This window comes from Streptomyces sp. NPDC044704 (genome assembly GCF_056433525.1).
Map to the genome: position 1 here is coordinate 214,178 of NZ_JBWKGY010000006.1, position 21,182 is coordinate 235,359.

General features: G+C 73.8%; 17 protein-coding genes. 11 read left to right on the top strand and 6 right to left on the bottom strand.

Translation table 11 applies throughout. The features are described 5' to 3' along the window. Positions 1–41: 41 nt before the first annotated feature. Entirely contained in the window at positions 42–3,029 is a 2,988-nt protein-coding gene (locus tag AC07B0_RS17730; RefSeq protein ID WP_356877462.1) for a bifunctional [glutamine synthetase] adenylyltransferase/[glutamine synthetase]-adenylyl-L-tyrosine phosphorylase, read from the bottom strand. A 189-nt stretch (positions 3,030–3,218) separates the two neighbouring features. On the opposite strand from AC07B0_RS17730, the gene AC07B0_RS17735 reads away from it, so the two are divergent. The 5 genes from AC07B0_RS17735 (at position 3,219) to AC07B0_RS17755 (ending at position 9,382) form a co-directional block, all read left to right on the top strand. Further along, the gene (locus AC07B0_RS17735; protein WP_478898557.1) at positions 3,219–5,696 is read left to right on the top strand and encodes a PIG-L family deacetylase; all 2,478 of its coding nucleotides are present in this window, start codon (positions 3,219–3,221) and stop codon (positions 5,694–5,696) included. A gap of 195 nt (positions 5,697–5,891) precedes the next feature. Beyond that, entirely contained in the window at positions 5,892–7,964 is a 2,073-nt protein-coding gene (locus AC07B0_RS17740; RefSeq protein WP_356877460.1) for a PIG-L family deacetylase, read from the top strand. A 216-nt stretch (positions 7,965–8,180) separates the two neighbouring features. Beyond that, positions 8,181–8,339: a hypothetical protein gene (locus tag AC07B0_RS17745; RefSeq protein WP_356877459.1), complete on the top strand. Its 159-nt coding sequence runs from the start codon at positions 8,181–8,183 to the stop codon at positions 8,337–8,339. Positions 8,340–8,486: 147 nt separating this feature from the next. Next, on the top strand, positions 8,487–9,077 hold the full coding sequence (locus AC07B0_RS17750) for a sigma-70 family RNA polymerase sigma factor (protein WP_356877458.1): 591 nt from the start codon (positions 8,487–8,489) through the stop codon (positions 9,075–9,077). A 116-nt stretch (positions 9,078–9,193) separates the two neighbouring features. Then, positions 9,194–9,382: a hypothetical protein gene (locus AC07B0_RS17755; protein ID WP_478898558.1), complete on the top strand. Its 189-nt coding sequence runs from the start codon at positions 9,194–9,196 to the stop codon at positions 9,380–9,382. A 283-nt stretch (positions 9,383–9,665) separates the two neighbouring features. Here the strand turns inward: AC07B0_RS17755 and AC07B0_RS17760 are convergent, their stop codons facing one another. Further along, entirely contained in the window at positions 9,666–10,940 is a 1,275-nt protein-coding gene (locus AC07B0_RS17760) for a Gfo/Idh/MocA family protein (RefSeq protein ID WP_478898559.1), read from the bottom strand. Between the two features lie 80 nt (positions 10,941–11,020). Further along, a complete protein-coding gene (locus AC07B0_RS17765; protein ID WP_285542283.1) occupies positions 11,021–12,382 on the bottom strand; it encodes a glutamine synthetase family protein in 1,362 nt (453 codons plus the stop codon). A 174-nt stretch (positions 12,383–12,556) separates the two neighbouring features. On the opposite strand from AC07B0_RS17765, the gene AC07B0_RS17770 reads away from it, so the two are divergent. The 4 genes from AC07B0_RS17770 to AC07B0_RS17785 all read left to right on the top strand — a co-directional run bounded on the left by AC07B0_RS17770 (position 12,557) and on the right by AC07B0_RS17785 (position 14,939). Further along, positions 12,557–12,934 (top strand): hypothetical protein, encoded by a 378-nt coding sequence (locus AC07B0_RS17770; protein WP_356877455.1) that lies wholly within the window; start codon positions 12,557–12,559, stop codon positions 12,932–12,934. A 74-nt stretch (positions 12,935–13,008) separates the two neighbouring features. Continuing rightward, the gene (locus AC07B0_RS17775) at positions 13,009–13,671 is read left to right on the top strand and encodes a DUF3105 domain-containing protein (protein WP_356877454.1); all 663 of its coding nucleotides are present in this window, start codon (positions 13,009–13,011) and stop codon (positions 13,669–13,671) included. Beyond that, positions 13,668–14,345, top strand: a complete 678-nt coding sequence (locus tag AC07B0_RS17780; protein WP_478898560.1) for a DUF305 domain-containing protein — start codon at positions 13,668–13,670, stop codon at positions 14,343–14,345. The genes AC07B0_RS17775 and AC07B0_RS17780 overlap by 4 nt, the downstream gene beginning before the upstream one ends. Before the next feature lie 174 nt (positions 14,346–14,519). Continuing rightward, positions 14,520–14,939 (top strand): CBS domain-containing protein, encoded by a 420-nt coding sequence (locus AC07B0_RS17785; RefSeq protein ID WP_356877452.1) that lies wholly within the window; start codon positions 14,520–14,522, stop codon positions 14,937–14,939. Here the strand turns inward: AC07B0_RS17785 and AC07B0_RS17790 are convergent. Together AC07B0_RS17790 and AC07B0_RS17795 are read right to left on the bottom strand one after the other, a co-directional pair. Then, positions 14,924–15,802: an alpha/beta fold hydrolase gene (locus AC07B0_RS17790; protein ID WP_469379876.1), complete on the bottom strand. Its 879-nt coding sequence runs from the start codon at positions 15,800–15,802 to the stop codon at positions 14,924–14,926. The two genes, AC07B0_RS17785 and AC07B0_RS17790, sit on opposite strands and share 16 nt — an antisense overlap. Further along, a complete protein-coding gene (locus tag AC07B0_RS17795; protein ID WP_356877449.1) occupies positions 15,799–16,509 on the bottom strand; it encodes a DUF998 domain-containing protein in 711 nt (236 codons plus the stop codon). Before AC07B0_RS17795 ends, AC07B0_RS17790 begins: the two co-directional genes overlap by 4 nt. Before the next feature lie 279 nt (positions 16,510–16,788). Between AC07B0_RS17795 and AC07B0_RS17800 the strand changes: the two genes are divergently transcribed. Then, complete coding sequence (locus AC07B0_RS17800; RefSeq protein WP_478898561.1) at positions 16,789–18,114, top strand: DUF4190 domain-containing protein; 1,326 nt, start codon at positions 16,789–16,791, stop codon at positions 18,112–18,114. A 51-nt stretch (positions 18,115–18,165) separates the two neighbouring features. Next, positions 18,166–19,920 carry an NAD+ synthase gene (locus tag AC07B0_RS17805; protein WP_469379872.1) on the top strand — a complete coding sequence of 585 codons (1,755 nt, stop codon included), beginning with the start codon at positions 18,166–18,168 and terminating at the stop codon, positions 19,918–19,920. 67 nt (positions 19,921–19,987) lie between these two features. On the opposite strand, the gene AC07B0_RS17810 is transcribed toward AC07B0_RS17805, so the two are convergent. After that, positions 19,988–21,016 (bottom strand): endonuclease/exonuclease/phosphatase family protein, encoded by a 1,029-nt coding sequence (locus AC07B0_RS17810; RefSeq protein WP_356877443.1) that lies wholly within the window; start codon positions 21,014–21,016, stop codon positions 19,988–19,990. Positions 21,017–21,182 lie beyond the last annotated feature (166 nt).

Below are 21,182 nucleotides of genomic sequence, written 5' to 3' on the forward strand. Positions count from 1 at the left end.
GCTGGGCCCGACCTGGCCGGGCCGGGCCGGGCCCGGGGAGCTCAGTCCGCGTAGAACAGGTCGTCCACGACGGCACGCGCGCGGCGCGTCGTACGGCGGTAGTCGTCCAGCATCTCGCCGACCCGGCCCTCCGGGTAGCCGAGGTAGCGGCCGACCGCCGCCAGCTCGCGGGCCTCGGAGGGGAAGGTGTCCCCGGCCCGGCCGCGGACCAGCATGACGGCGTTGCGGACCCGGGTGGCGAGCACCCAGGCCTCGTCGAGGATCTGCGCCTCCTCGGTCGGGATCAGTCCGGCGGCGTGGGCGGCGGACAGGGCCCGGCGGGTCCGGGTGGTGCGCAGGCCGGGTTCGGCCCAGGCGTGCCGCATCTGGAGCAGCTGGACGGTCCACTCCACGTCGCTGAGGCCGCCGCGGCCCAGCTTGGTGTGCAGGGTGGAGTCGGCTCCGCGCGGCATCCGCTCGGTCTCCATGCGCGCCTTGAGCCGGCGGATCTCGCGGACGGCCTCCTCCCCGAGGCCCTCCACGGGGTAGCGCAGGGGGTCGACGAGGTCGATGAAGCGCCGGCCGAGTTCCTCGTCCCCGGCGACCGGGACGGCGCGCAGCAGGGCCTGGCTCTCCCAGGTGAGGGACCAGCGGCGGTAGTAGGCGGCGTACGAGGACAGGGTGCGCACCAGGGGGCCGGAGCGGCCTTCGGGGCGCAGGTCGGCGTCGATGAGCAGCGGCGGGTCGGCGGTGGGCAGCTGGAGCAGTCGGCGCATTTCGGAGATGACGGTCTGGGCGGCCTTGGCGGCTTCCTGTTCGTCGACGCCTTCGCGGGGTTCGTGGACGAAGAGGACGTCGGCGTCGGAGCCGTAGCCGAGTTCGTGTCCGCCGAAGCGGCCGACGCCGATGACGGCGAAGCGGGTGGGGAGCGTCTCGCCCCAGTGGTCGCGTACGGCGGCGCGCAGGGCTCCGGCGATGGTGGCGGCGGTGAGGTCGGAGACGGCTTCGCCGACCCGGTCGACGAGGGCGCCGGGGTCGGTCTCGGCGGGGCTGTCCTCCGTGCCGTACGAGGAGATGATGTCGGCGGCGGTGGTGCGGAAGAGCTCGCGGCGGCGGACCCCGCGGGCCGCGGCGACGGCGGCCTCACCGCTTTCGGCGCGGCCGACGGCGGCGAGCACCTCCTGTTCGAGGGCTTCGTGGGTCCGGGGCTTGAGGTTCTCGGGGTCGCCGAGCAGGGCGACGGCCTCGGGTGCGCGCATCAGCAGGTCGGGGGCGAGGCGTCCGGCGGACAGGACGCGGGCGAGGTTCTCGGCGGCGGCGCCCTCGTCGCGCAGCAGGCGCAGGTACCAGGGCGTCTTGCCGAGGGCGTCGGAGACCTTGCGGAAGTTGAGGAGGCCGGCGTCCGGGTCGGCGGAGTCCGCGAACCAGCCGAGGAGGACGGGCAGCAGGGTGCGCTGGATGGCGGCCTTGCGGCTGACGCCGGAGGCGAGGGCTTCGAGGTGGCGCAGGGCTCCGGCCGGGTCGGCGTAGCCGAGGGCTTCGAGGCGCTGGCCGGCGGCTCGGGGGGAGAGCCGGGTCTCGCCGGGGGTGAGCTGGGCGACGGCGTCGAGGAGCGGCCGGTAGAAGAGCTTCTCGTGGAGGCGGCGGACGGCGGTGGCGTGGCGGCGCCAGGCCTTGTTGAGTTCGGCGACGGGTTCGGTGCGCAGGCCCATGGAGCGGCCGAGGCGGCGCAGGTCGTGTTCGTCCTCGGGGACGAGGTGGGTGCGGCGCAGCCGGTAGAGCTGGATGCGGTGTTCCATGGCGCGCAGGAACCGGTAGGCGTCGTTGAGCTGGGCGGCGTCGGCGCGGCCGACGTAGCCTCCGGCGGCCAGGGCGTGGAGGGCGTCGAGGGTGGTGCCGGAGTGGAGGGTGGCGTCGCCGCGGCCGTGGACGAGCTGGAGCAGCTGGACGGCGAACTCGACGTCGCGCAGGCCGCCGGGGCCGAGTTTCAGTTCGCGGTCCACCTGGGCGGCGGGGATGTTGTCGACGACGCGGCGGCGCATCTTCTGGACGTCGGCGACGAAGTTCTCGCGTTCGGCGGCCTGCCAGACGAGGGGGGTTATGGCCGCGATGTACTGGGCGCCGAGCTCGGGGTCGCCGGCCACGGCGCGGGCCTTGAGGAGGGCCTGGAACTCCCAGGTCTTGGCCCAGCGCTGGTAGTAGGCGAGGTGGGAGGCGAGGGTGCGCACGAGGGGGCCGTTGCGGCCTTCGGGGCGCAGGTTGGCGTCGACGGGCCAGATGGTGCCCTCGACGGTGGTCTCGGAGCAGATCCGCATGAGGTGGGAGGCCAGGCGGGTCGCGGCCTGGATGGCCTTGCCCTCGTCGGCGCCGGGCGCGGCGTCCCCGACGAAGATCACGTCTACGTCGGAGACGTAGTTGAGCTCGTTGCCGCCGCACTTGCCCATGGCGATGACGGCGAGCCGGCACTGGGCGGCGTCCTGGGGGGCGGCGGCGGTCGCGATGCGCAGGGCGGCCCGGAGGGTGGCGGTGGCGAGGTCGGCGAGCTCGGCGGCGGTCTGGGCGACGTCGGTGGTGCCGCAGACGTCGCGGGCGGCGATGGAGAGCAGGCAGCGGCGGTAGGCGACGCGCAGGGCGACGGGTTCGTGGGCCTCGGCCAGTCCCTGTTCGAACTCGGGGAGCCCGGGGTGCAGGTCGGCGGCCTCGTAGGTGACGAGGGCGAGCCAGTCGCGGGGGTGGCGGGCGAGGTGGTCGGCGAGGGCCTCGGAGGCGCCGAGCACGCCGAGGAGCCGGTCGCGCAGGGGTTTGGCGCTGACGAGGGTGTCGAGGAGCCGGGGCAGCTGGTCCGGCGGCTGCGCTTCGGCGAGGCGCACGAGTCCGCGCAGCGCGAGGTCCGGGTCGGCGGTCGCGCCGAGGGCGTCGAGGAGCACCGGGTCGGTGCGTACGGAGGCCAGCGCGTCGGCGTCGAGGAGCCGGGCGGCGGCGGAGGGGTCGGTGAAACCGCTGCGCAGCAGCCGGATGAAGGTGCTGCTCCTGCGTCCCGGGACTGTCATCCCGCCGCCTCCCGCGTGCGTCGCTGCCGGTGGCCCGGCCAGGTCCTGTGGTGAGCCTAGCCGGAGCGGCGTTCGATTCATCGGCGCGCCGTGGCGTAGATCATGAGGCTGATTATCAGATTTTCTGAATACTTATGGATCTATGCGTGAGGGGGCCCGGTCCCCGCTCGACCGGCAACGAGGAGCCCCATGACCGAAGGACGCCCCCTCCTCGATCCCTTCAGCCCCACTGGGCCCAACGGCCCCACCCTGCCCGCCCGTACCGGGCTCAGGCGGGAGGAACACGCCGGGAGGCCGTCGGCGGAAACCGCCGGGGCACGGTCCGGGCACGAGCCGTCCCCGACCACAGGTCCGCCGACGGTCGAGCCGCACGCCGCGGGAGGCCCGGGCGGCGAACCGGGCGCCGACGCCGCGGGAGGCCCGGGGCTCGAACCGGACGCCGACGCCACGGGCGGCCCGGGTCGCGAACCGGACGCCGACGCCGCCGGTGAGCCCGGTGCCGGAGCGGATTCCGGCGCGGAAGCGGACCCCGGCTCCCGGCCGGCTCCGGGACGTTGGGGCCGTGCGCACCGGGGGTACGCCCAGCACCCCCGCCTCGCCCGGCTGGTCACGGCGGTCGCCGTCTGCGCGGCCACCACCGCGGGCGGCATGCTCCTCCTGCGCGGCAACGAGGCCCTGACCGGCTTCGGCGCCCCCACCACCGCCGACTCGCGGTCCACCACCGCCACCGCCGTGGGCCCGCCGGACCCCGGGCGGGTGCTCCAGGTCGTCGCCCATCCCGACGACGACCTGTACTTCATGAACCCCGACCTGCGGTACTCCATAGCCGCCGGGCACGCCGTCACCTCCGTCTACCTCACCTCCGGCGAAGCCGACGGCATCAACGCGGGCGCCGGCAAGGAGGGTTCCGTCCGGCCCGACAAGCCGGCCTACGCCGAGGCCCGCCAGAACGGCATCCGCGCCGCCTACGCCCAGATGGCCACCGGCGACCGCAGCAGCGCCTGGAAGCGCACCGTGATACCGACCGACGGCGGCGGCCACGCCGAGCTCGACGTCCTCGTCGCCCGGCCCGAGGTCAACCTGGTCTGGCTGCAGTTGCGCGAAGCGGGCCACGTCCACCACGACGTCCCCGACAGCCTGCGCGGCCTGTGGGAAGGCAAGGTACCGCGCCTGGAGTCGGCCCTGGCCTCCGGGACCCCGGTCACGCAGCCGTTCTCGTACACGAAGGACCAGGTCGTACGGACCCTCGCGGGCATCCTGGACCGGTACCGGCCGACCACCATCCGTTTCCAGGACCCCACGCCCGGCCGGTTCCCGGACACCAAGCGGTACACCGACCACCAGGACCACTTCTACGGCGCCCGGTTCGTGCAGCTGGCGAGCGCCGCCTACGCGAGGGACGTCAAGGACCGGCCGCACTTCGCGACGCAGAACTACGTCGGCTACTTCAACGGCTCGCTCCCCAGCGCCCTCGGCCCGGACGAGGCCCGGCAGAAGCTCGACATACTCGACACCTACGCCTGGCTCGACCGGCAGGACCACTGCGGCAGCAAGGCCGGTTGCGGGGACCTCAAGGTCGCCGAGCACCCGTCGGGCAACCGCTGGACGGAGTCCATCAACTACGCCCGCGGAAACGGCACTTCCTGGCTGGCCTCCGACGAGCGCCACGGCCTGTGGGCCTTCAAGGTGCTCGACGGCCAGGTGGCGCTCTGGCACCGCAACGGGCTGATAGGCCGCTGGACCGGACCGCGCCTGCTCGCCGGCACCGGCATGGACCAGGGCGTCTCGACCGTCACCCTGAAGGACGGCCGGATCGCGGTCTTCGGCACCCGCACCTCCTTCGGGGAGCATCCCGGCGACTACCGGCGCGAGGTCGTGTACGCCGCCCAGCGGGCCCCCGGCTCCGAGGAGTTCGGGGACTGGGAGTCGCTGGGCACCCCCGAGGCCTCCGACGAGGACTGGACCTCCGACATCAGCGCGCCCGCCGTGTCGGTCGACGGCACCGGGCAGGTCGGCGTGTACGTGCGCGACGGCGCGTACACCCTGCGCGGCCGCACGCTGCGGCCGGACGGCGGCTGGGGGCCGTGGGAGCGGCACGGCGGCGCCGATCTGCACGGCACGCCCGTCACCGCGACGGACGGGGCCGGGCGGCGGATGGTGTTCGCCGCGACGACCCGCTCGGTGACCGGCTGGGCGCAGCCGGAGCAGGGCGCCCCGCTGGGCCCGGCCACCGGCACCGGACTGCCGGAGACCACCCTCCCGCTGACCGCCGACGGCCGCGGGGGCGGGGTGCGGCTCTGGTTCCGCAAGCCGGGTTCGGGCAACGTCCGTACGGCCCTGATCACCGGCGAGGGCGGGCTGACGGTGACCGGCCTCACCGATCTGGGCGGGCTCCAGGGCTTCGGCTCGGTGACGGCGAGCGGGCACCTCCTCGCCGGCCGGGCGGCGGGCGGGCAGCTGGGTTCGGACGTCGGCCGGGGGCGGCCCTGGCAGCGTTCGCCGCTGATGTTCGTCGGCGCCCCGTCCAGCACGATGACCGGGAAGAACCTGGTCAGCCTCGCGGTGCTCGGCCTGGACGCGCGGCTGTACGTCACCTCCTCCGCGGACGACGTGAACGCCTACCTGGCGCCGTGGCAGCCGGTGGGACGGCGCACCACCCGCCCGTAGGAGGGCCCGCGGCGGTCGGCCGCGTCCACGATCCGGACACGTGGGCGGCTCCGGTCCCGGGCGGGCACCATCACATCCGGTCGTTTTCGGAAAGCGTGCGTCATCGGCGGAATCGGTGAACCAACTCCCCCGATTTCGCCTCTCACTGACTGCACAGCGGTTCTTCCCGCCCGGAACGACCTCAAGGCGTGACCGATGCCCGTATCCCGCCGCCGCTTCCTCCTCGCGGCCGTGCTGCCCATGCTCACCGTGGGCGCCACCGGCGTGCTCGCCGTCGCCTCCGGCCAGCAGACCTCGGCCGAGGCCAACGGGGCGATGAAGCCGGCCCCCGCCCTCCCGGCGAGCACCACGGCCGGGACGGTGGTGCAGGTCGTCGCCCACCCCGACGACGACCTGTTCTTCATGAACCCCGACCTCAGCCGGTCCCTGGCCGCCGGGACCCGGGTCACCACCGCCTACCTGACCTCGGGCGAGGCCGACGGCCGCAACGAGGCCCGCGGCGGCGAGGCCAAGGACCCCGAACAGCCCGCCGACCGCACCCACTACGCGGAGGCCCGGCAGAACGGCATCCGCGCCGCCTACGCCCAGATGGCCACCGGCGACCGCACCAGCGCGTGGAAGCGCACGGTCATACCGACCGCGGGCGGCGGCGAGGCCGAGCTCGACGTCCTCGTCGCCCGCCCCGAGATCCACCTCGTCTGGCTCCAGCTGCGCGAGGCCCGCAGCCCGGCCGGGAACAACCCGGACAGCCTGCGCGGCCTGTGGAACGGGGAGATACCCGCGCTCGGAACCCAGCCGGCCTCGGGCACCCCGGCCAAGCGGCCGTTCACGTACACCAAGGACCAGGCGGTCCAGGCGATATCCGGGATCCTGGAGCAGTACCGGCCGACGACGATACGGATGCAGGACCCCACGCCCGGCCGGTACGAGCAGACCGGCAAGTACACCGACCACCAGGACCACATGTACGGCGCCCGCTTCGTGCAGGCCGCCACCGCGGCGTACGCGGAACGGGTCACCGACCGCCCCCGCTTCTCGGTCCAGAACTACCTCGGCTACCACAACGGAGCCCTCCCGCACGCGCTGGACCCGCAGACCGCCGAGACCAAGACCGGCTTCCTGCGGACGTATGCCTGGCAGGACCGGGCGGACTACTGCGGCAGCCCCTCGGGCTGCGGCGACCGCAAGGTGGCGGGCAGTCCCACCGGCCGCAACTGGGCCCAGTCGCTGCGCTACGCGCGGGCCGACACCACCTCCTGGCTGACCGAGGGCACGCCCGGCCGGCTCTGGGCCTTCGCCGTACTGGACGGCCGGACGGCGGTGTGGACCCGCGACCGGGCCGGCACCTGGACGGGCCCGGCCCTGCTCCCCGGCACCGGCATCGACCCGGGCGCCACCACGGCCCGCCTCCCCGACGGCCGCATCGCGGTCCTCGCCACCCGCACCACGCTCGGCCCCCGGCCCGCCGACTACCGGCGCGAGGTCGTCCTCGCCCTCCAGACGGCGCCCGACGGGCCGTTCGGGGCCTGGCAGTCGCTCGGCACCCCCGAACCCGGGGACGAACCCGGCACCTCCGCGATCAGCGCGCCCGCCGCCGCCGTCGACGCGGCCGGCCGGCTCACCGTCTACCTCCGCGACACCCGCCGGACCCTGCGCGCGAGCGTCCAGGAGCCGTCGGGCGCCTTCGGCGGATGGCAGCGCCTGGGCGGCGAGGACCTGCAGAGCGACCCGGTGGCCGTCGTGGACGCGGCCGGCCGGCGCCACGTGTACGCCAGCACCGCCAAGTCCGTCCTCGCCTGGACGCAGCCCTCCCCCGGAGACCCGCTCGCCGGGCCCTACCCCACCGCGCTCCCCGCCACCACCGTCCCCCTGACCGCGACCCCGGACGGCCCGGGCGTCCGCCTCTACTTCCGGCGCCCCGACTCGGGCGCGGTCCGCAGCGCCCTGGTGACGGCGGGCCCCGGAGCACCCCGGGTCTCCGCCCTCGCGGAGGCCGGCGGCCGGGCCGGGTACGGGGCCGTGGGCGTCGCGGGCCGCCTGGTGACGGGCCGCGCCGACACCGGCACCATCGCCGCAGCCCCGCTGGGCGGGCCGCCCGCCTGGACCGAGTCCCGGATGCTGTACGCGGGCGCCCCCTCGGCCGTCCTCGAAGCGGGCGGCGCCACCACCACGGCCGTCCTGGGCCTCGACGCGCAGCTCCACACCGCCACCGCCGGCCCCGCCCCCACCTGGCGCCCGGCGGTCCCGCCGCCCCTGCCGGCGGTCTGACCAGGCCCCTGCGGCCCTGCCCGGCCCCCACGGCCCCTGCCGGCCCTGCCCGGACGGCGGGGCCGTACGCGGGTCCGCTCCGCGTGACGCGGCCCACATTCGGGAGCCGTCCGCCCCGTCCGGGCCCGCGCCGGACGGCGTAAGGGACGACACTCCGCGCACGGCGGGGGTCCCCAGGCCGCGGCCGCGGCCCCGAGTCCCGGGAGCAGCACACCCATGAACCCCGACCCCGTCCTGGCGAAGATGCGCCTGATCCTGCTCACCCTGATCGTCGCCGGTCTGGTGACGTACCTGGCCTTCCTCTCCCCGCTGCTGGGCACGGCGCTCCTGGTCGGCGTCGGCGTGGCCCTCTTCCTCCTCCACGTCCTCGGCTGACCCGCCCAACTCACCGGCCCCCGCTCGGCCTTGGCCAGGGCCGAACGGAAAGTTACGTAGATCGAATGCCCCATCTCCGTTTCTTTCCAACGGCGTTCATGGCAAGAGGTCCGCGCAGCGACCTCGGAAGTCGAGGAAAGGAACCAGATGCACAACGCACCCGTGGCGCACGACGCCGGGCCGCCGACGCACCTGACCGGTCCGGGCCGGAACCTCCCCCCGGAACGGGTCGCCGAGCTCGAACGGCTGATGCCCTTCATCAACCGGCGGATCCTCGCCAAGGGCCTCGCCCGGGACCGTGACGACATCGTGCAGAACGTCCTCGTCCGGCTCTTCCTGCGGTGGTCGGACCCGGACTTCACGCTCGACCGGGACGACGGCGGCCGGGCCTTCGCGGCGAAGGTCACCGCCGACGAGATCGCCGAGGCCTGCCGCCGCTACGACCGGGACCGGTCCTACCCGGCGGACGTGCTGCCCGAGGGCTCCTACACCGATCCGGAACCGAAGGCGTACCTCGCCCAGCGGGCGGTCGAGGAGCTCCTGGAAAAGGCCCTGCCCGAGGAGAAGGGAATTCGCGATGTAGGACGGCTCTACATTGCGGAAGGTCTCAGTAAGACGGAAATCGCCCGGTACCTGGGGATCGACCGCAAAACGGTCAGCCGCAGGCTGGAAAAGGTGAACCTGTACCTGACTCCGCACGGACGCGCCGTCCTGGATGAATTCGGAGCAGCCGACTAGAGCTCTTCTCGGGATCACGGGCCGCGCCCGTCGCGGCGCGGCCCGTGATCCCAGGTTGGGTCCTAGGGACCCGCAGCGGACTCGATACAGCCCTTCACCGAAAGCCGAGGTAACACATGCCAGAACTGGCCGACCTGCTCCGCTCCTGCCTTGAGAGGAACGAGGAGTCCCTGGTGGCAGAGCACGGAGAGCTCACCGGTCCCTCGTGGGACGCCCTCCTCGACCGGGTCGCGGACCGCCTGCGGACCGAAGGAGCCGGAACGGGAACAGAAACGGAACCGGTGCCCGCCCTGCCACGGGGGTGACGGCGAGCCCGGGACCACAAGCACGGCCCAGCACGACACAGCACGGCACGACGAACGCGGCCCACGCCCGGAGGAATTCTCGTGAGAATGAGCGAAGAAGATGACGAAGAGGCCCCACGCGGGGCCCCGTTGACGCATTCACGATAAGGAAAACAACCCTTGCGCATGACCGGGATCCTGAAGACCGGCCGCTCTCCCCGCTGCGCCCCGGGAGGGCGGCCCGTCGTCGTTCCGACAGCCGGAGGCGACCGGATCCGCACCCGCGTCGGGCCCCGAGTCCGCGTCAGGAGGCACCGTCGCCCTGCCGTACGACGGTCTCGACCGTGCCGTCACGCCTGGCCCGTTCGGCGGCCAGCACCGTCAGGTGGCTGGTGAGGGACTCCCGCGGACCCGACTTCACCAAGCCGGGGTCGCCCGCCGCCACGGCGGCGACGAAGGCGTCCATCAGACCGGCGTCGCCGCCGCCGTGACCGCCCCCGGCGTCCATCGTCCCCTCGGCGTCGAACTCGACGAGCTCCTCGGTGCGGGTCAGGAAGTCGTACACCCGCACCCGCCTGCCGTCGCCCCGCAGTTCGCCCCTGGTGCCGAAGACGCGGGTCTGGCGGTCTGCCTGTTCGGTGAACGCGGTCATGGTGAAGGTGGCCGTGGCGCCGGAGTCGAACTCCATGGCCACCACCTGGTGGTCGACCACGTCGTTGTCGCAGGCGTACACGCACCGGCCGTACGGCCCCTCCCGCAGCGCGGCGTCCAGGGCCCGCGGGGTGAACTCGTCGACGACCACGCTCAGCGGCCATCCGTGCCGTCCGGCGGCGAGCCGGTCCCCGTAGTCGCGCGGGGCGGAGTACGGGCAGGCCGCTTCCACCGCGCAGTCCAGGCAGCGGTCGGCGGCGCCCACGGGCCGGTTCTCGGGGCGGAAGTGGCTCAGCCGCCCGAAGCTGGAGACCCGTGCCGGCGGCCGTCCGAGGACGTACTGCAACCAGTCCAGGTCGTGGCAGGACTTCGCCATCAGCATCGAGGCCGCCCGGTCCTCGCGGCGCCAGTTGCCCCGTACGAACGAGTGGGCCTGGTGCCAGAAGCCGACCGGTTCGAGGTGCTGGACGCTGACGACCTCCCCCAGCCGGCCGGAGTCCACGACGCCCTTCAGGGCCCGCGTGTAGGGCGTGTAGCGCAGGACGTGGCCGACCGCGAGGATCACCCCGGCCTCCTCCACCGCGGCGACGATCCGCCGGCACTCGCCCTCCGTGAGCGCCATCGGCTTCTCCAGCAGGATGTGGTGGCCGAGCGCGGCGAACGCCAGGACGGGCTCCAGGTGATCGCGGTCCAGCGTGCAGACCAGCACCGCGTCCGCGACGCGTCCCCGGGCCGCCAGGGCCCGCCAGTCGTCGACCGCCGCACCGGCGCCCAGACCGTGGGCGGCCGCGAACCGCTCCCGCCGGACCCGCAGCGGCTCGGCCACCGCCACGACCCCGGCCCGCTCCGGATGCGCCAGCGCCCAGGCCCCGTACCCCGTACCGCGCTCCCCGGCACCCAGCACCGCGAGCGTCACCTTCGACGGCATGCCGCCACCTTCCGGACCGACGGATACGACTCCGGGCCGACGGTCGTCGACCGTCGGCCCGGAGGTGCTGTGACCTGCGGCTACAGCACCGGGAGGTTCTTGCGGAGTTCGAAGGCGGTGACCTCCGAGCGGTACTCCTCCCACTCCTGCTTCTTGTTGCGGAGGAAGAAGTCGAAGACGTGCTCGCCGAGGGTCTCGGCGACCAGTTCGCTGCGCTCCATCAGGGAGATGGCCTCGCCGAGGTTCTGCGGGAGGGGCTCGATGCCCATCGCGCGGCGTTCGGCGTCGGACAGGGCCCACACGTCGTCGTCGGCGCCCGCCGGGAGTTCGTAGCCCTCCTCGATGCCCTTGAGGCCCGCCGCGAGGAGGACGGCGTACGTCAGGTACGGGTTGGCGCCCGAGTCGATCGAGCGGACCTCGACGCGCGAGGAGCCCGTCTTGCCCGGCTTGTACATCGGGACGCGGATCAGCGCGGAGCGGTTGTTGTGGCCCCAGCAGATGTACGAGGGGGCCTCGCCGCCGGAGCCGGCGGTGCGCGAGGAGCCGCCCCAGATCCGCTTGTACGAGTTGACCCACTGGTTGGTGACCGCGGCCGTCTCGGCGGCGTGCTTCAGCAGGCCCGCGATGAAGGAGCGGCCCACCTTCGACAGCTGGTACTCGGCGCCCGACTCGTAGAAGGCGTTGCGGTCGCCCTCGAAGAGGGACAGGTGGGTGTGCATGCCCGAACCCGGGTACTCCGAGAACGGCTTCGGCATGAAGGTGGCCTGGACGCCCTGTTCCAGGGCGACCTGCTTCATGACGAGGCGGAAGGTCATGATGTTGTCGGCCGTGGAGAGGGCGTCCGCGTAGCGCAGGTCGATCTCCTGCTGCCCGGGCGCGCCCTCGTGGTGGCTGAACTCCACCGAGATGCCCATGGATTCGAGCATGGTGATCGCCTGGCGGCGGAAGTCCATGCCGACGTTCTGCGGAGTGTGGTCGAAGTAGCCGGAGTTGTCCGCCGGGACCGGGCGGGAGCCGTCCAGCGGCTTGTCCTTCAGCAGGAAGAACTCGATCTCCGGGTGGGTGTAGAAGGTGAAGCCCAGGTCGGAGGTCTTGGCGAGGATCCGCTTGAGGACGTAGCGGGGGTCCGCGAAGGACGGGGAGCCGTCCGGCATGAGGATGTCGCAGAACATCCGGGCGGTCCCCGGGGCCTCGGCGCGCCACGGCAGTATCTGGAAGGTGCTCGGGTCCGGCTTGGCGATCATGTCGGACTCGTAGACCCGGGCGAAGCCCTCGATCGCGGAGCCGTCGAAACCGATGCCCTCGTCGAAGGCCTGCTCCAGCTCGGCGGGGGCGACCGCGACGGACTTCAGGAAGCCCAGTACGTCGGTGAACCACAGGCGCACGAAGCGGATGTCTCGCTCCTCGAGCGTCCGGAGGACGAATTCCTGCTGCTTGTCCATGCCTTCATCCTCGCAGTTCAGACGGCCTGTGCACCACCGCCCCGAGGAGCAGGGGGGCACAGTCGGGCCGGCCCAGTATCGCCAGCGGTGGTTTCCGCCACATTACGCACCCCCGAAAGGTGATGACACCCCGCACTGACCGCAGGCCCGTCATGAGCATTACCATCGGCGCCCATGGGGGCTGGGGAGCACATCGGGCGCGGGGACCGCGGGCGGCCGCCCGTGCGCCGGGCCGCCGTCCTCCTGCTGATCGCGTTCGCGGTGGCGGCCGGCGTGGCGTTCCTGTGCGTGCGGCCCGCCGACGCGCACGTGCCGGATCCCGTACGGGCGCAGGCCCCGCACGCCGTCTGCGCGTCCCCGTACGACCTGCCGGGCTGTTCGCCGCTCTCCCACGTGACACCGGCCGTCCTGCCCGCCCCGCCGCCCGCCGTGGCCGTCGCGGGGGCCGGGCCCGGACCCGCCGTGCGTACGGCGTCCGCGGGGCCCGTACGGCCGCCCGGGACGCTCGCACGGGCCCCCGACCTGCACGCCCTGCAGGTGCTGCGGACCTGACGGGTCCGGCGCCCCACCGCACAGCAGCACAGGCTCCACCCCGACACCCCCCTCAGCAGAAGGAACCAGGGCACATGGCCAGCAGGACGTCCGACCAGCACTCCCGCCAGGCACGCATAGCCGAGATGCGCCGCGCCGACAAAGCACGCGACCGGCGTAACAAGGCCATCGCGATCACGGCTTCGACGGCCGTCGTCGCCGGGCTCGTCGGCTTCGCCGCGTGGGTGATGATCGACCAGAAGCAGAAGGACGAGGCCGCGGACAAGGCCAAGGCCGCGGCCATCAAGAACCCGGTCGGCGGCGAGCAGGAATGGGACGCGAAGAAGCTCGGCCGCAACCACGTCGAGACGCCGGTCAAGTACGAGATGAACCCGCCGGTCGGCGGGGACCACCACCCCCGATGGATGAACTGCAACGGCGACGTCTACAAGAACCCGGTGCCGGAGGTGAACGCCGTCCACTCGCTGGAGCACGGCGCGGTCTGGGTGACGTACAACGAGAAGGCCCCCAAGGCCGACCTCGACAAGCTCGCCGAGAAGGTGGGCAAGACCCCGTACACGCTGATGAGCCCGGTCAAGGAACAGACCGGCGCGATCATGCTCAGCGCGTGGGGCAAGCAGGTGACCGTGGACGGTGCGGCCGATCCCCGGGTCGAGCAGTTCTTCACCAAGTACGTGATGGGCGCGCAGACCCCGGAGCCGGGCGCCGCCTGCACGAACGGGCTGGCCGACAAGTGAGCCGTACGTACTGGGCCGCGGGCGCGGCCGTCGTCCTGGCGGTGCTGCTCGCGGTGGGGGCCACGGTCGCCACCGCGAGCGGCTCGGGCGGCGGCTCCGACGCGGCCCGTACGCCGGCCCTGCACTCGCCGGACGCGGGCTTCGCCCGGGACATGGCGACGCACCACCAGCAGGCGGTGGAGATGTCCTTCCTCGTCCGGGACCGCACCCAGGACGAGCCGGTCCGCAGCCTCGCCTACGACATCGCCAACACGCAGGCCAACCAGCGCGGCATGCTGCTGGGCTGGCTGGACCTGTGGGGGCTGCCGAAGGTGGTGGCCGACGAGCCGCCGATGGCGTGGATGGGAACGTCCGGGGGCGGCCACGGCGGGCACGCGGGTCACTCCGCCGCGCCGGCGCCGCCCGCCGGGTCCGGGGCGATCATGCCGGGCATGGCCACGAAGGAGGAGCTGACGCGGCTCGGCGCCGCCGGCGGCCGGGACGCGGAGGTGCTCTACCTCCAGTTGATGACCGACCACCACAGGGGCGGGGTCGCCATGGCCGAGGGCTGCGCGCGCCAGTGCCAGACCCCGGCGGAGCGCTCGCTGGCCCAGGGCATGGTGGAGGCCCAGCAGTCGGAGCTCACCCTGATGGCGGACATGCTGCGGCAGCGCGGGGCGGCGCCGCGCGGCTGACGCGGGGCCCGTCGGGACGCGCCCGTACGCAGGTGGGAGGGGGTCGCCCTCGCCACCCGTACGGGCGCGTCCGCTTCGTGTGGAGTCGCGTAGCCCGAACGGGCGAACGAGGATGGGGAGGCCGGGACGGACGCGTCCGCGCCCGCCGCGACGGCGTGCTCAGGAGGTTCACCCATGACCACCGCCGGAGAGATCATGCACCCCGGGGCCCAGTGGATTCCCGCCACCGAGACCCTGGACCGGGCCGCTCAGCTGATGAGCCGCCTCAACGTGGGCGCGCTGCCCATCAGCGACGCCGAGCAACGGCTCTGCGGCATCCTGACCGACCGCGACATCGTGATCGGCTGCGTGGCCAAGGGCCACGACCCGTCGAAGGTGACGGCGGGCGACATGGCGAAGGGCACCCCGCGCTGGATCGACGCGGGCGCGGACGTCTCCGAGGTGCTGGAGGAGATGCAGAGCCACCAGATCAAGCGGCTGCCCGTGATCAGGGACAAGAAGCTGGTCGGCATGATCAGCGAGGCCGACCTGGCCCGGCACCTCTCGGACAAGCAGATCGCCGACTGGGCGGAGCAGGTCTACGCGCGGGGCTGACGGGGCCGCGCCGCTTCCAGGACCGCCCGCGCCACCTGGTGCGGGCGGTCCAGCATGACGAGGTGGCCGGCGGGTTCGGCCACCTCGAAGCGGGCACCGAGCCGCTCGGCCAGGGCCTCCTGGCGGGCGAGCCAGCGCAGGGCCCCGCGCCCGGCGCCGCCGGGGTGGCCCACGAGGACGGTGAAGGGCACGGCCGTGGGGCGGGTCTCCCGCAGGGCGGCCACCTCGGCGGCCATGTCGGGGTAGCGGGAGTTCTCCAGCAGCGCCCCCCGCCACACGCGCCCGGTGCGGTAGCAGCGGCGTACGAGGTCCCGGGGGGCCGGGTCGCCCCCGCCGGTCCGGGAGGCCCGTACGACGAGGGCGCGGGCGGCCGGGCCGAGCGCTGCGGGAAGGCCGGCGGCGGTCACCGCGCGGCCGGCGGCCCGGGCGGCGCCGGTGCGCCAGGCGGCGGGCAGGAGCGTACGGGGGTCCTCCTCGACGCTGGAGTCGAGGAGGACGGCGGCCGCGGTGCGCTCCGGGTACAGGCGGGCGAAGGCCTCGGCGTGGAATCCGGCGATGGAGTGCCCGACGACGGTGACGGGACCGGAGCCGGCCGGGCCGAGGGCGTCGAGGAGGGCGGCGATCCGGTGGGCCTCGCCGGCCGCGCCCGGGGGCTCGGCGGCCGGTCCGCTCAGTCCGTGTCCGGGCCGGTCGAAGCGGACCACGGTGCGGCCCCGGGCGGCGAGCAGCCGGGCGACGGGCTCCCAGTCGAACCAGGCCATGGCCAGTCCGGCGGCCAGGACGCAGACCGGTCCGCTGCCCTCGACGACCACGTGCAGCGGGACCCCGTCGACGCGTACGAAGCGTCCGGCGGCGCCGCTCACGTACGGCGCTCCCGGTGGACGGAGTGGGCGAGCAGGCCCAGCCAGAGCGCCACGAGCAGCACCTGGAGCCGCTGTCCGGCGCCGAGGGCCCAGGTGCCGTGCCCGGCGGTGTAGAGGGCGATGGCGGTGAGGGTCCAGGCGGTGGCGAGGAGTTCCAGGGCGACGAGGGCGGGGCCGTAGCGGGCGAGCGGCGCGAACCAGCCGTAGCGGCGGGCCGCGACGGTGAGGGCGACGATGCCGGTGAGGGCGCCGGTCATGGCGAGGCTGCTGCTGACGGCATGGGCCTGATGGGTGGCGGGAACCAGTCCGGCGGTTTCGCGGGCGGCGCACTCGGGGTCCACGGTGGGCGCGCAGCTCAGCGGCAGCCAGGCGTCGGCGGCGGTGGCCGCGCCGAAGAGGGTGACGCCGGCCCAGCCGATGACCGCCCAGGGGCGGCGGGACTCGGCGTACCGCGGCAGCCGGGCCAGGGCGAGCAGGCCGCCGAGGAAGACGAGGACGCCGGCGGTGAAGTCGGTGGCGCGGAAGAGGCCGCCGAGCGGCTGGTCCTGCGCGGCGAGCTCGCTGACGTAGGTCTCGATGGGGTTGAGACCGGTGGAGAGGACGACTTCCAGCACCCACGCGGTGTAGGCGGCGGCGCCGAGACCGATGAGGGTGGCGACGGGCCAGGCGCTCGGGGCGGCGGGGCCGTTGCTGCCATTCGTACGCATAGTGTGACTAATCCTAAGCAGATCCGGGGCCGGGGCCTCGGCCGTAGCCCACCAGACGGCCGACCGGGTCCCACGACAGGAAAGACGTACGAGCGGGCGGACGCGTGCCCGTACCGCACGGCGCGATCACGCGGCGGGCCGGGTGAACCGGGGCATTTCCCCCCGACCGGGGCGGGGCGGGCGGGCCGGGGCCGCCAAGTCGGTTGGTGGGGCTGCCCGGCCGTGGCAGGCTGACGCACGCAGGCCCCCAGCCCACCCACCGCCGAGGACGCCCCAGGTATGAGCACGCCCCCGAACCCGCCCAGCAGCCCCGCCGGTCCGCCGACGGAGCCCGAGGGCACGCCCATACCCGAGACCCCGGCGCGGCCGTCGCTGGACAAGCGGCCCCCGGCCGGGCCCGGCCCGGCGTCGCCCTCCCTGTCGAAGGCCCCGGCCCCGCAGGACGCGGCCCCGGCCGACGCGGCCCCCTCGCTGAGCAAGACCCCGGCTCCGGCCGACGCCGTCCCGGCCCCCGTGACGCCGCCCCCGGCGGCTCCGGCCGCTCCGGTGACCCCGGCGGCTCCCGCCACCCCGACGCTCGTGACGCCGTCGCCGGCCCCGGTGACCCCGCCGCCCGCCGCGCCCGCGGCCCCGTCGGCCCCCGCCGACCACAACCCCTTCGCGGCGCCCGCGCCCGGCGCGCCCGCGCCCGCCGGGCAGTTCGCGCCGCTCACGCCCGCGCCCGCCGCCCCGCCCGTCGGGGGCTACGGGGCTCCGGCCAACGCCTGGGGAGCCCCGGCCGGCCCCGTCGGCGGGGGTCCGGGCTACCCCGGCTACCCCGGATATCCGGGCCAGACCGGCTACCCGCCGCCCGCCCCCCGGGCCACCAACGGGCTCGCCGTCGCCTCCCTGGTCCTCGGCCTCGTCGCCCTCCCGGTCTGCTTCGCGCCGTTCTTCTTCTGGATCGGCACGCTCATCGGCCTGACCGGCCTCGGCATCGGCATCGCCGCCATGGCCCAGGCCCGCTCCGGCGCCCCGCGCAAGGGCATGGCCCTGGCCGGCACGGTCCTCGGCGGGCTCAGCCTCCTGGCCTCCGTCGGCGGCGGGTTCCTCACCGTCGCCGTCCTGCACGAGGCGTCCGACCGGGTCGAGCAGAGCATCGAGGAGGCGCAGCGGGACGAGCCGTACGCGATCCCGTCGTACGGCCTGCCGCCCGCGGTCCCCAGCGAGGGCCCCGGCCTGAGCACGCCGCTGGCGTTCGGCGAGACGTTCACGTACCCGAACGGCATCAAGGTGAGCCTGTCGTCGCCGAAGAAGTACGTCACCAGCAGCGAGTACATCGAGGTGGGCAACGCGGTCCAGGTGACCATGACGATCACCAACACCACCGACAAGCCGCACGAGGTCATCTACGCGGTGCCCGACGTCACGGACGAGAAGGGCAACGAGGGCAAGCTCGTCTACGACGGGCGGATGCCCAAGGACATCTCCGGCACGGTCAAGCCGGGCGAGACCGCCACTGGCACGATCGCCTACGAGGTGCCCGCGGGGACCAGGAACATCAACGCCCAGGTCTCCCCCGGCATCCTCCTGCCGGACGCGAAGTTCAGCGGCCCGATCGGCTGATCCGCGCGGAGCCCAGGACATCGCGTCAGAAAGACGATTAGACTGGGCTCCGTGCCTCAACTTCGTCTCGCTCTGAATCAGATCGACGCGCACGTCGGCGACATCGCCGCCAACGCGGACTCGGTCGTCCACTGGACCCGGCACTCCGCCGAGCAGGGCGCTCACCTGGTGGCGTTCCCGGAAATGGTGCTGACCGGGTACCCCGTCGAGGACCTCGCCCTGCGCGGCTCCTTCGTCGAGGCCTCCCGCACCGCGCTCCGCGAGCTCGCGGAGCGCCTCGCCGCCGAGGGCCTCGGCGAGCTGCCGGTGGTCGTCGGCTACCTCGACCGCACCGAGCAGGCCGTGCCCCGCCTGGGCAAGCCGGCCGGCTCCCCGGAGAACGCGGCCGCCGTCCTGCACGGCGGCCGGGTGGTGCTGCGCTTCGCCAAGCACCACCTCCCCAACTACGGCGTGTTCGACGAGTTCCGGTACTTCGTGCCGGGCGACACCCAGCCGGTCGTGCGGGTCCGGGGCGTGGACGTGGCCCTGGCGATCTGCGAGGACCTCTGGCAGGACGGCGGCCGGGTCCCGGCCACCCGCTCCGCCGGGGCCGGGCTGCTGATCTCCGTCAACGCCTCCCCGTACGAGCGCAACAAGGACGACGTGCGCCTCGAACTGGTCCGCAAGCGGGCCCAGGAGGCCGGCTGCACCCTCGCCTACGTGGCGATGATGGGCGGCCAGGACGAGCTGGTCTTCGACGGCGACTCGATCGTCGTGGACGCCTCCGGGGAGGTCGTGGCCCGCGCCCCGCAGTTCTCCGAGGGCTGCGTACTGGTGGACCTGGACCTCCCGGCCGCCGCCCCGGACGCCCCCGAGGGCATCGTCGGCGACGGTCTGCGGATCGACCGCGTGATCCTCTCCGAGGGGCCGGTGGAACCGTACGAGCCCGTGGTCCCCGGCGGGTACGCCGACCGCCTCGACGACGACGAGGAGATCTACGACGCGCTCGTGGTCGGCCTGCGCGCCTACGTCACGAAGAACGGTTTCCACTCCGTCCTGATCGGCCTGTCGGGCGGCATCGACTCCGCGCTCGTCGCCGCCGTCGCCTGCGACGCGGTCGGCGCGCAGAACGTGTACGGGATCTCGATGCCCTCGAAGTACTCCTCGGACCACTCCCGGGGCGACGCCGCGGACCTGGCCGAGCGGACCGGGCTCAACTTCCGCACCGTGTCGATCGAGCCGATGTTCGACGCCTACATGGGAGCACTGGGCCTGACCGGCCTGGCCGAGGAGAACCTCCAGTCCCGGCTGCGCGGCACCCTGCTGATGGCGGTGTCCAACCAGGAGGGCCACCTCGTGCTGGCCCCGGGCAACAAGTCCGAGCTGGCCGTCGGCTACTCCACCCTGTACGGGGACTCGGTGGGCGCGTACGGCCCCATCAAGGACGTCTACAAGTCGGACGTGTTCCGCCTCGCCCGGTACCGCAACCGGGCCGCCGCCGGGCGCGGCGAGATCCCTCCGATCCCGGAGAACTCCATCGCGAAGCCGCCGAGCGCCGAGCTGCGCCCGGGCCAGGTCGACACGGACTCGCTGCCGGACTATCCGGTGCTGGACGCGATCCTGGACCTCTACGTGGACCGCGACCAGGGCTTCGAGGCGATCGTCGCGGCCGGCTTCGACCGCGAGCTCGTCGCCCGCACCCTGCGGATGGTCGACACGGCGGAGTACAAGCGCCGCCAGTACCCGCCGGGCACGAAGATCTCCGCGAAGGGCTTCGGCAAGGACCGCCGGCTGCCCATCACGAACGGCTGGCGCGAGCAGGCGTAGCCCGCCCGTACGCGCGACGGGCCCCGGCCGCTTCCGAGGAAGCGCCGGGGCCCGTCGCGTACGGGGACTACGGGCGGACAGTGAGCTTCGCGGCGATGGGCAGGTGGTCGCTGCCGGTGCGCGGCAGGGTCCAGGAGGCCTCCGGCTTGATGCCGCGCACCATGATCTGGTCGATGCGGGCCATCGGGAACTGCGCGGGCCAGCTGAAGCCGAAGCCGTCGCCCGCCGCGCCCTGCGTGGACCGCATCTGCGAGGTGACCTCGGACAGGGCCCGGTCGTTCATGGTGCCGTTGAGGTCGCCGAGCAGGATGACCTTCCGCAGCGGTTCGGCGGCGAGGGCCGCGCCCAGCGCGTCGGCGCTGTTGTCGCGCTGGTTGGCGGTGAAACCGGCGTTGAGCTTGACCCGGACCGAGGGGAGGTGGGCGACGTAGACGCCGATGGCACCGGTGGGGCCGGCGACGGTGGTGCGCATGGCCCGGACCCAGCCGAGCCGGATGTCGACGGGCTTGCTGGAGGTCAGCGGGTACTTGCTCCACACGCCGACCGTGCCCTCGACGGCGTGGTACTTGTACGTGCTCGCCAGCGCCTTCTCGTAGACGGGGACGGCGCTCGCCTTGAGCTCGGTCAGCGCCAGCACGTCCGCCTGCGACTTCGCCACGGACTCGGCGGTGCCGCGCGGGTCCGGGTTGTCGGCGTCGACGTTGTGCGCGGCGACCGTCAGGTTGCCGCCGGGGCCCGACTTGTCGGTGACCAGTCCGGCGAAGAGGTTCGTCCAGACCGCGGCGGTCAGCAGTATCGCGATCAGCGCGGTGGCGGACTTGCGGATCACGGCGGCGACCAGCAGCAGCGGCACCATGACGCCCAGCCAGGGCAGGAACGTCTCGGTGAGGCTGCCGAGGTTGCCGACGTCGTTGGGCAGCTCCGCGTGCAGGATCATCACCAGCGACGTCAGTACGGCCAGTGCGGCGGTCACGATGCCGCGCTTCCAGATGCCCCGGTCGTGCCTCAGTCCGGCCAGCCGGCGCCGGAGACCGGATCGCGAGGGCCCCGGCTCGGAGCCGCCGTTCCCCGTCTCCGTCATGTACGCCTGTGCCATGCCCATGTCCTCGCTGCCGTGCTCGCGCTCCGTCCCCGCCCCTTGACCCTAGGCGATGCACGGAGCCTTCGGTGCCGTCCGTAGCGGCCATACAACCGGAGGGACGAACGGCCGTGCGGCCGGGGTTCCGCTTGTCACGAAACGCGCACATTCGCTCGGGCGTGGC

Coding starts and splice junctions, on each gene's coding strand:
- AC07B0_RS17755 (WP_478898558.1), top strand. CDS start 9,194: ATGCCAGAACTGGCCGACCTGCTCCGCTCCTGCCTTGAGAGGAACGAG.
- AC07B0_RS17800 (WP_478898561.1), top strand. CDS start 16,789: ATGAGCACGCCCCCGAACCCGCCCAGCAGCCCCGCCGGTCCGCCGACG.
- AC07B0_RS17770 (WP_356877455.1), top strand. CDS start 12,557: ATGGGGGCTGGGGAGCACATCGGGCGCGGGGACCGCGGGCGGCCGCCC.
- AC07B0_RS17765 (WP_285542283.1), bottom strand. CDS start 12,382: ATGGACAAGCAGCAGGAATTCGTCCTCCGGACGCTCGAGGAGCGAGAC.
- AC07B0_RS17750 (WP_356877458.1), top strand. CDS start 8,487: ATGCACAACGCACCCGTGGCGCACGACGCCGGGCCGCCGACGCACCTG.
- AC07B0_RS17730 (WP_356877462.1), bottom strand. CDS start 3,029: ATGACAGTCCCGGGACGCAGGAGCAGCACCTTCATCCGGCTGCTGCGC.
- AC07B0_RS17745 (WP_356877459.1), top strand. CDS start 8,181: ATGAACCCCGACCCCGTCCTGGCGAAGATGCGCCTGATCCTGCTCACC.
- AC07B0_RS17775 (WP_356877454.1), top strand. CDS start 13,009: ATGGCCAGCAGGACGTCCGACCAGCACTCCCGCCAGGCACGCATAGCC.
- AC07B0_RS17785 (WP_356877452.1), top strand. CDS start 14,520: ATGACCACCGCCGGAGAGATCATGCACCCCGGGGCCCAGTGGATTCCC.
- AC07B0_RS17760 (WP_478898559.1), bottom strand. CDS start 10,940: ATGCCGTCGAAGGTGACGCTCGCGGTGCTGGGTGCCGGGGAGCGCGGT.
- AC07B0_RS17795 (WP_356877449.1), bottom strand. CDS start 16,509: ATGCGTACGAATGGCAGCAACGGCCCCGCCGCCCCGAGCGCCTGGCCC.
- AC07B0_RS17810 (WP_356877443.1), bottom strand. CDS start 21,016: ATGGCACAGGCGTACATGACGGAGACGGGGAACGGCGGCTCCGAGCCG.
- AC07B0_RS17740 (WP_356877460.1), top strand. CDS start 5,892: ATGCCCGTATCCCGCCGCCGCTTCCTCCTCGCGGCCGTGCTGCCCATG.
- AC07B0_RS17735 (WP_478898557.1), top strand. CDS start 3,219: ATGACCGAAGGACGCCCCCTCCTCGATCCCTTCAGCCCCACTGGGCCC.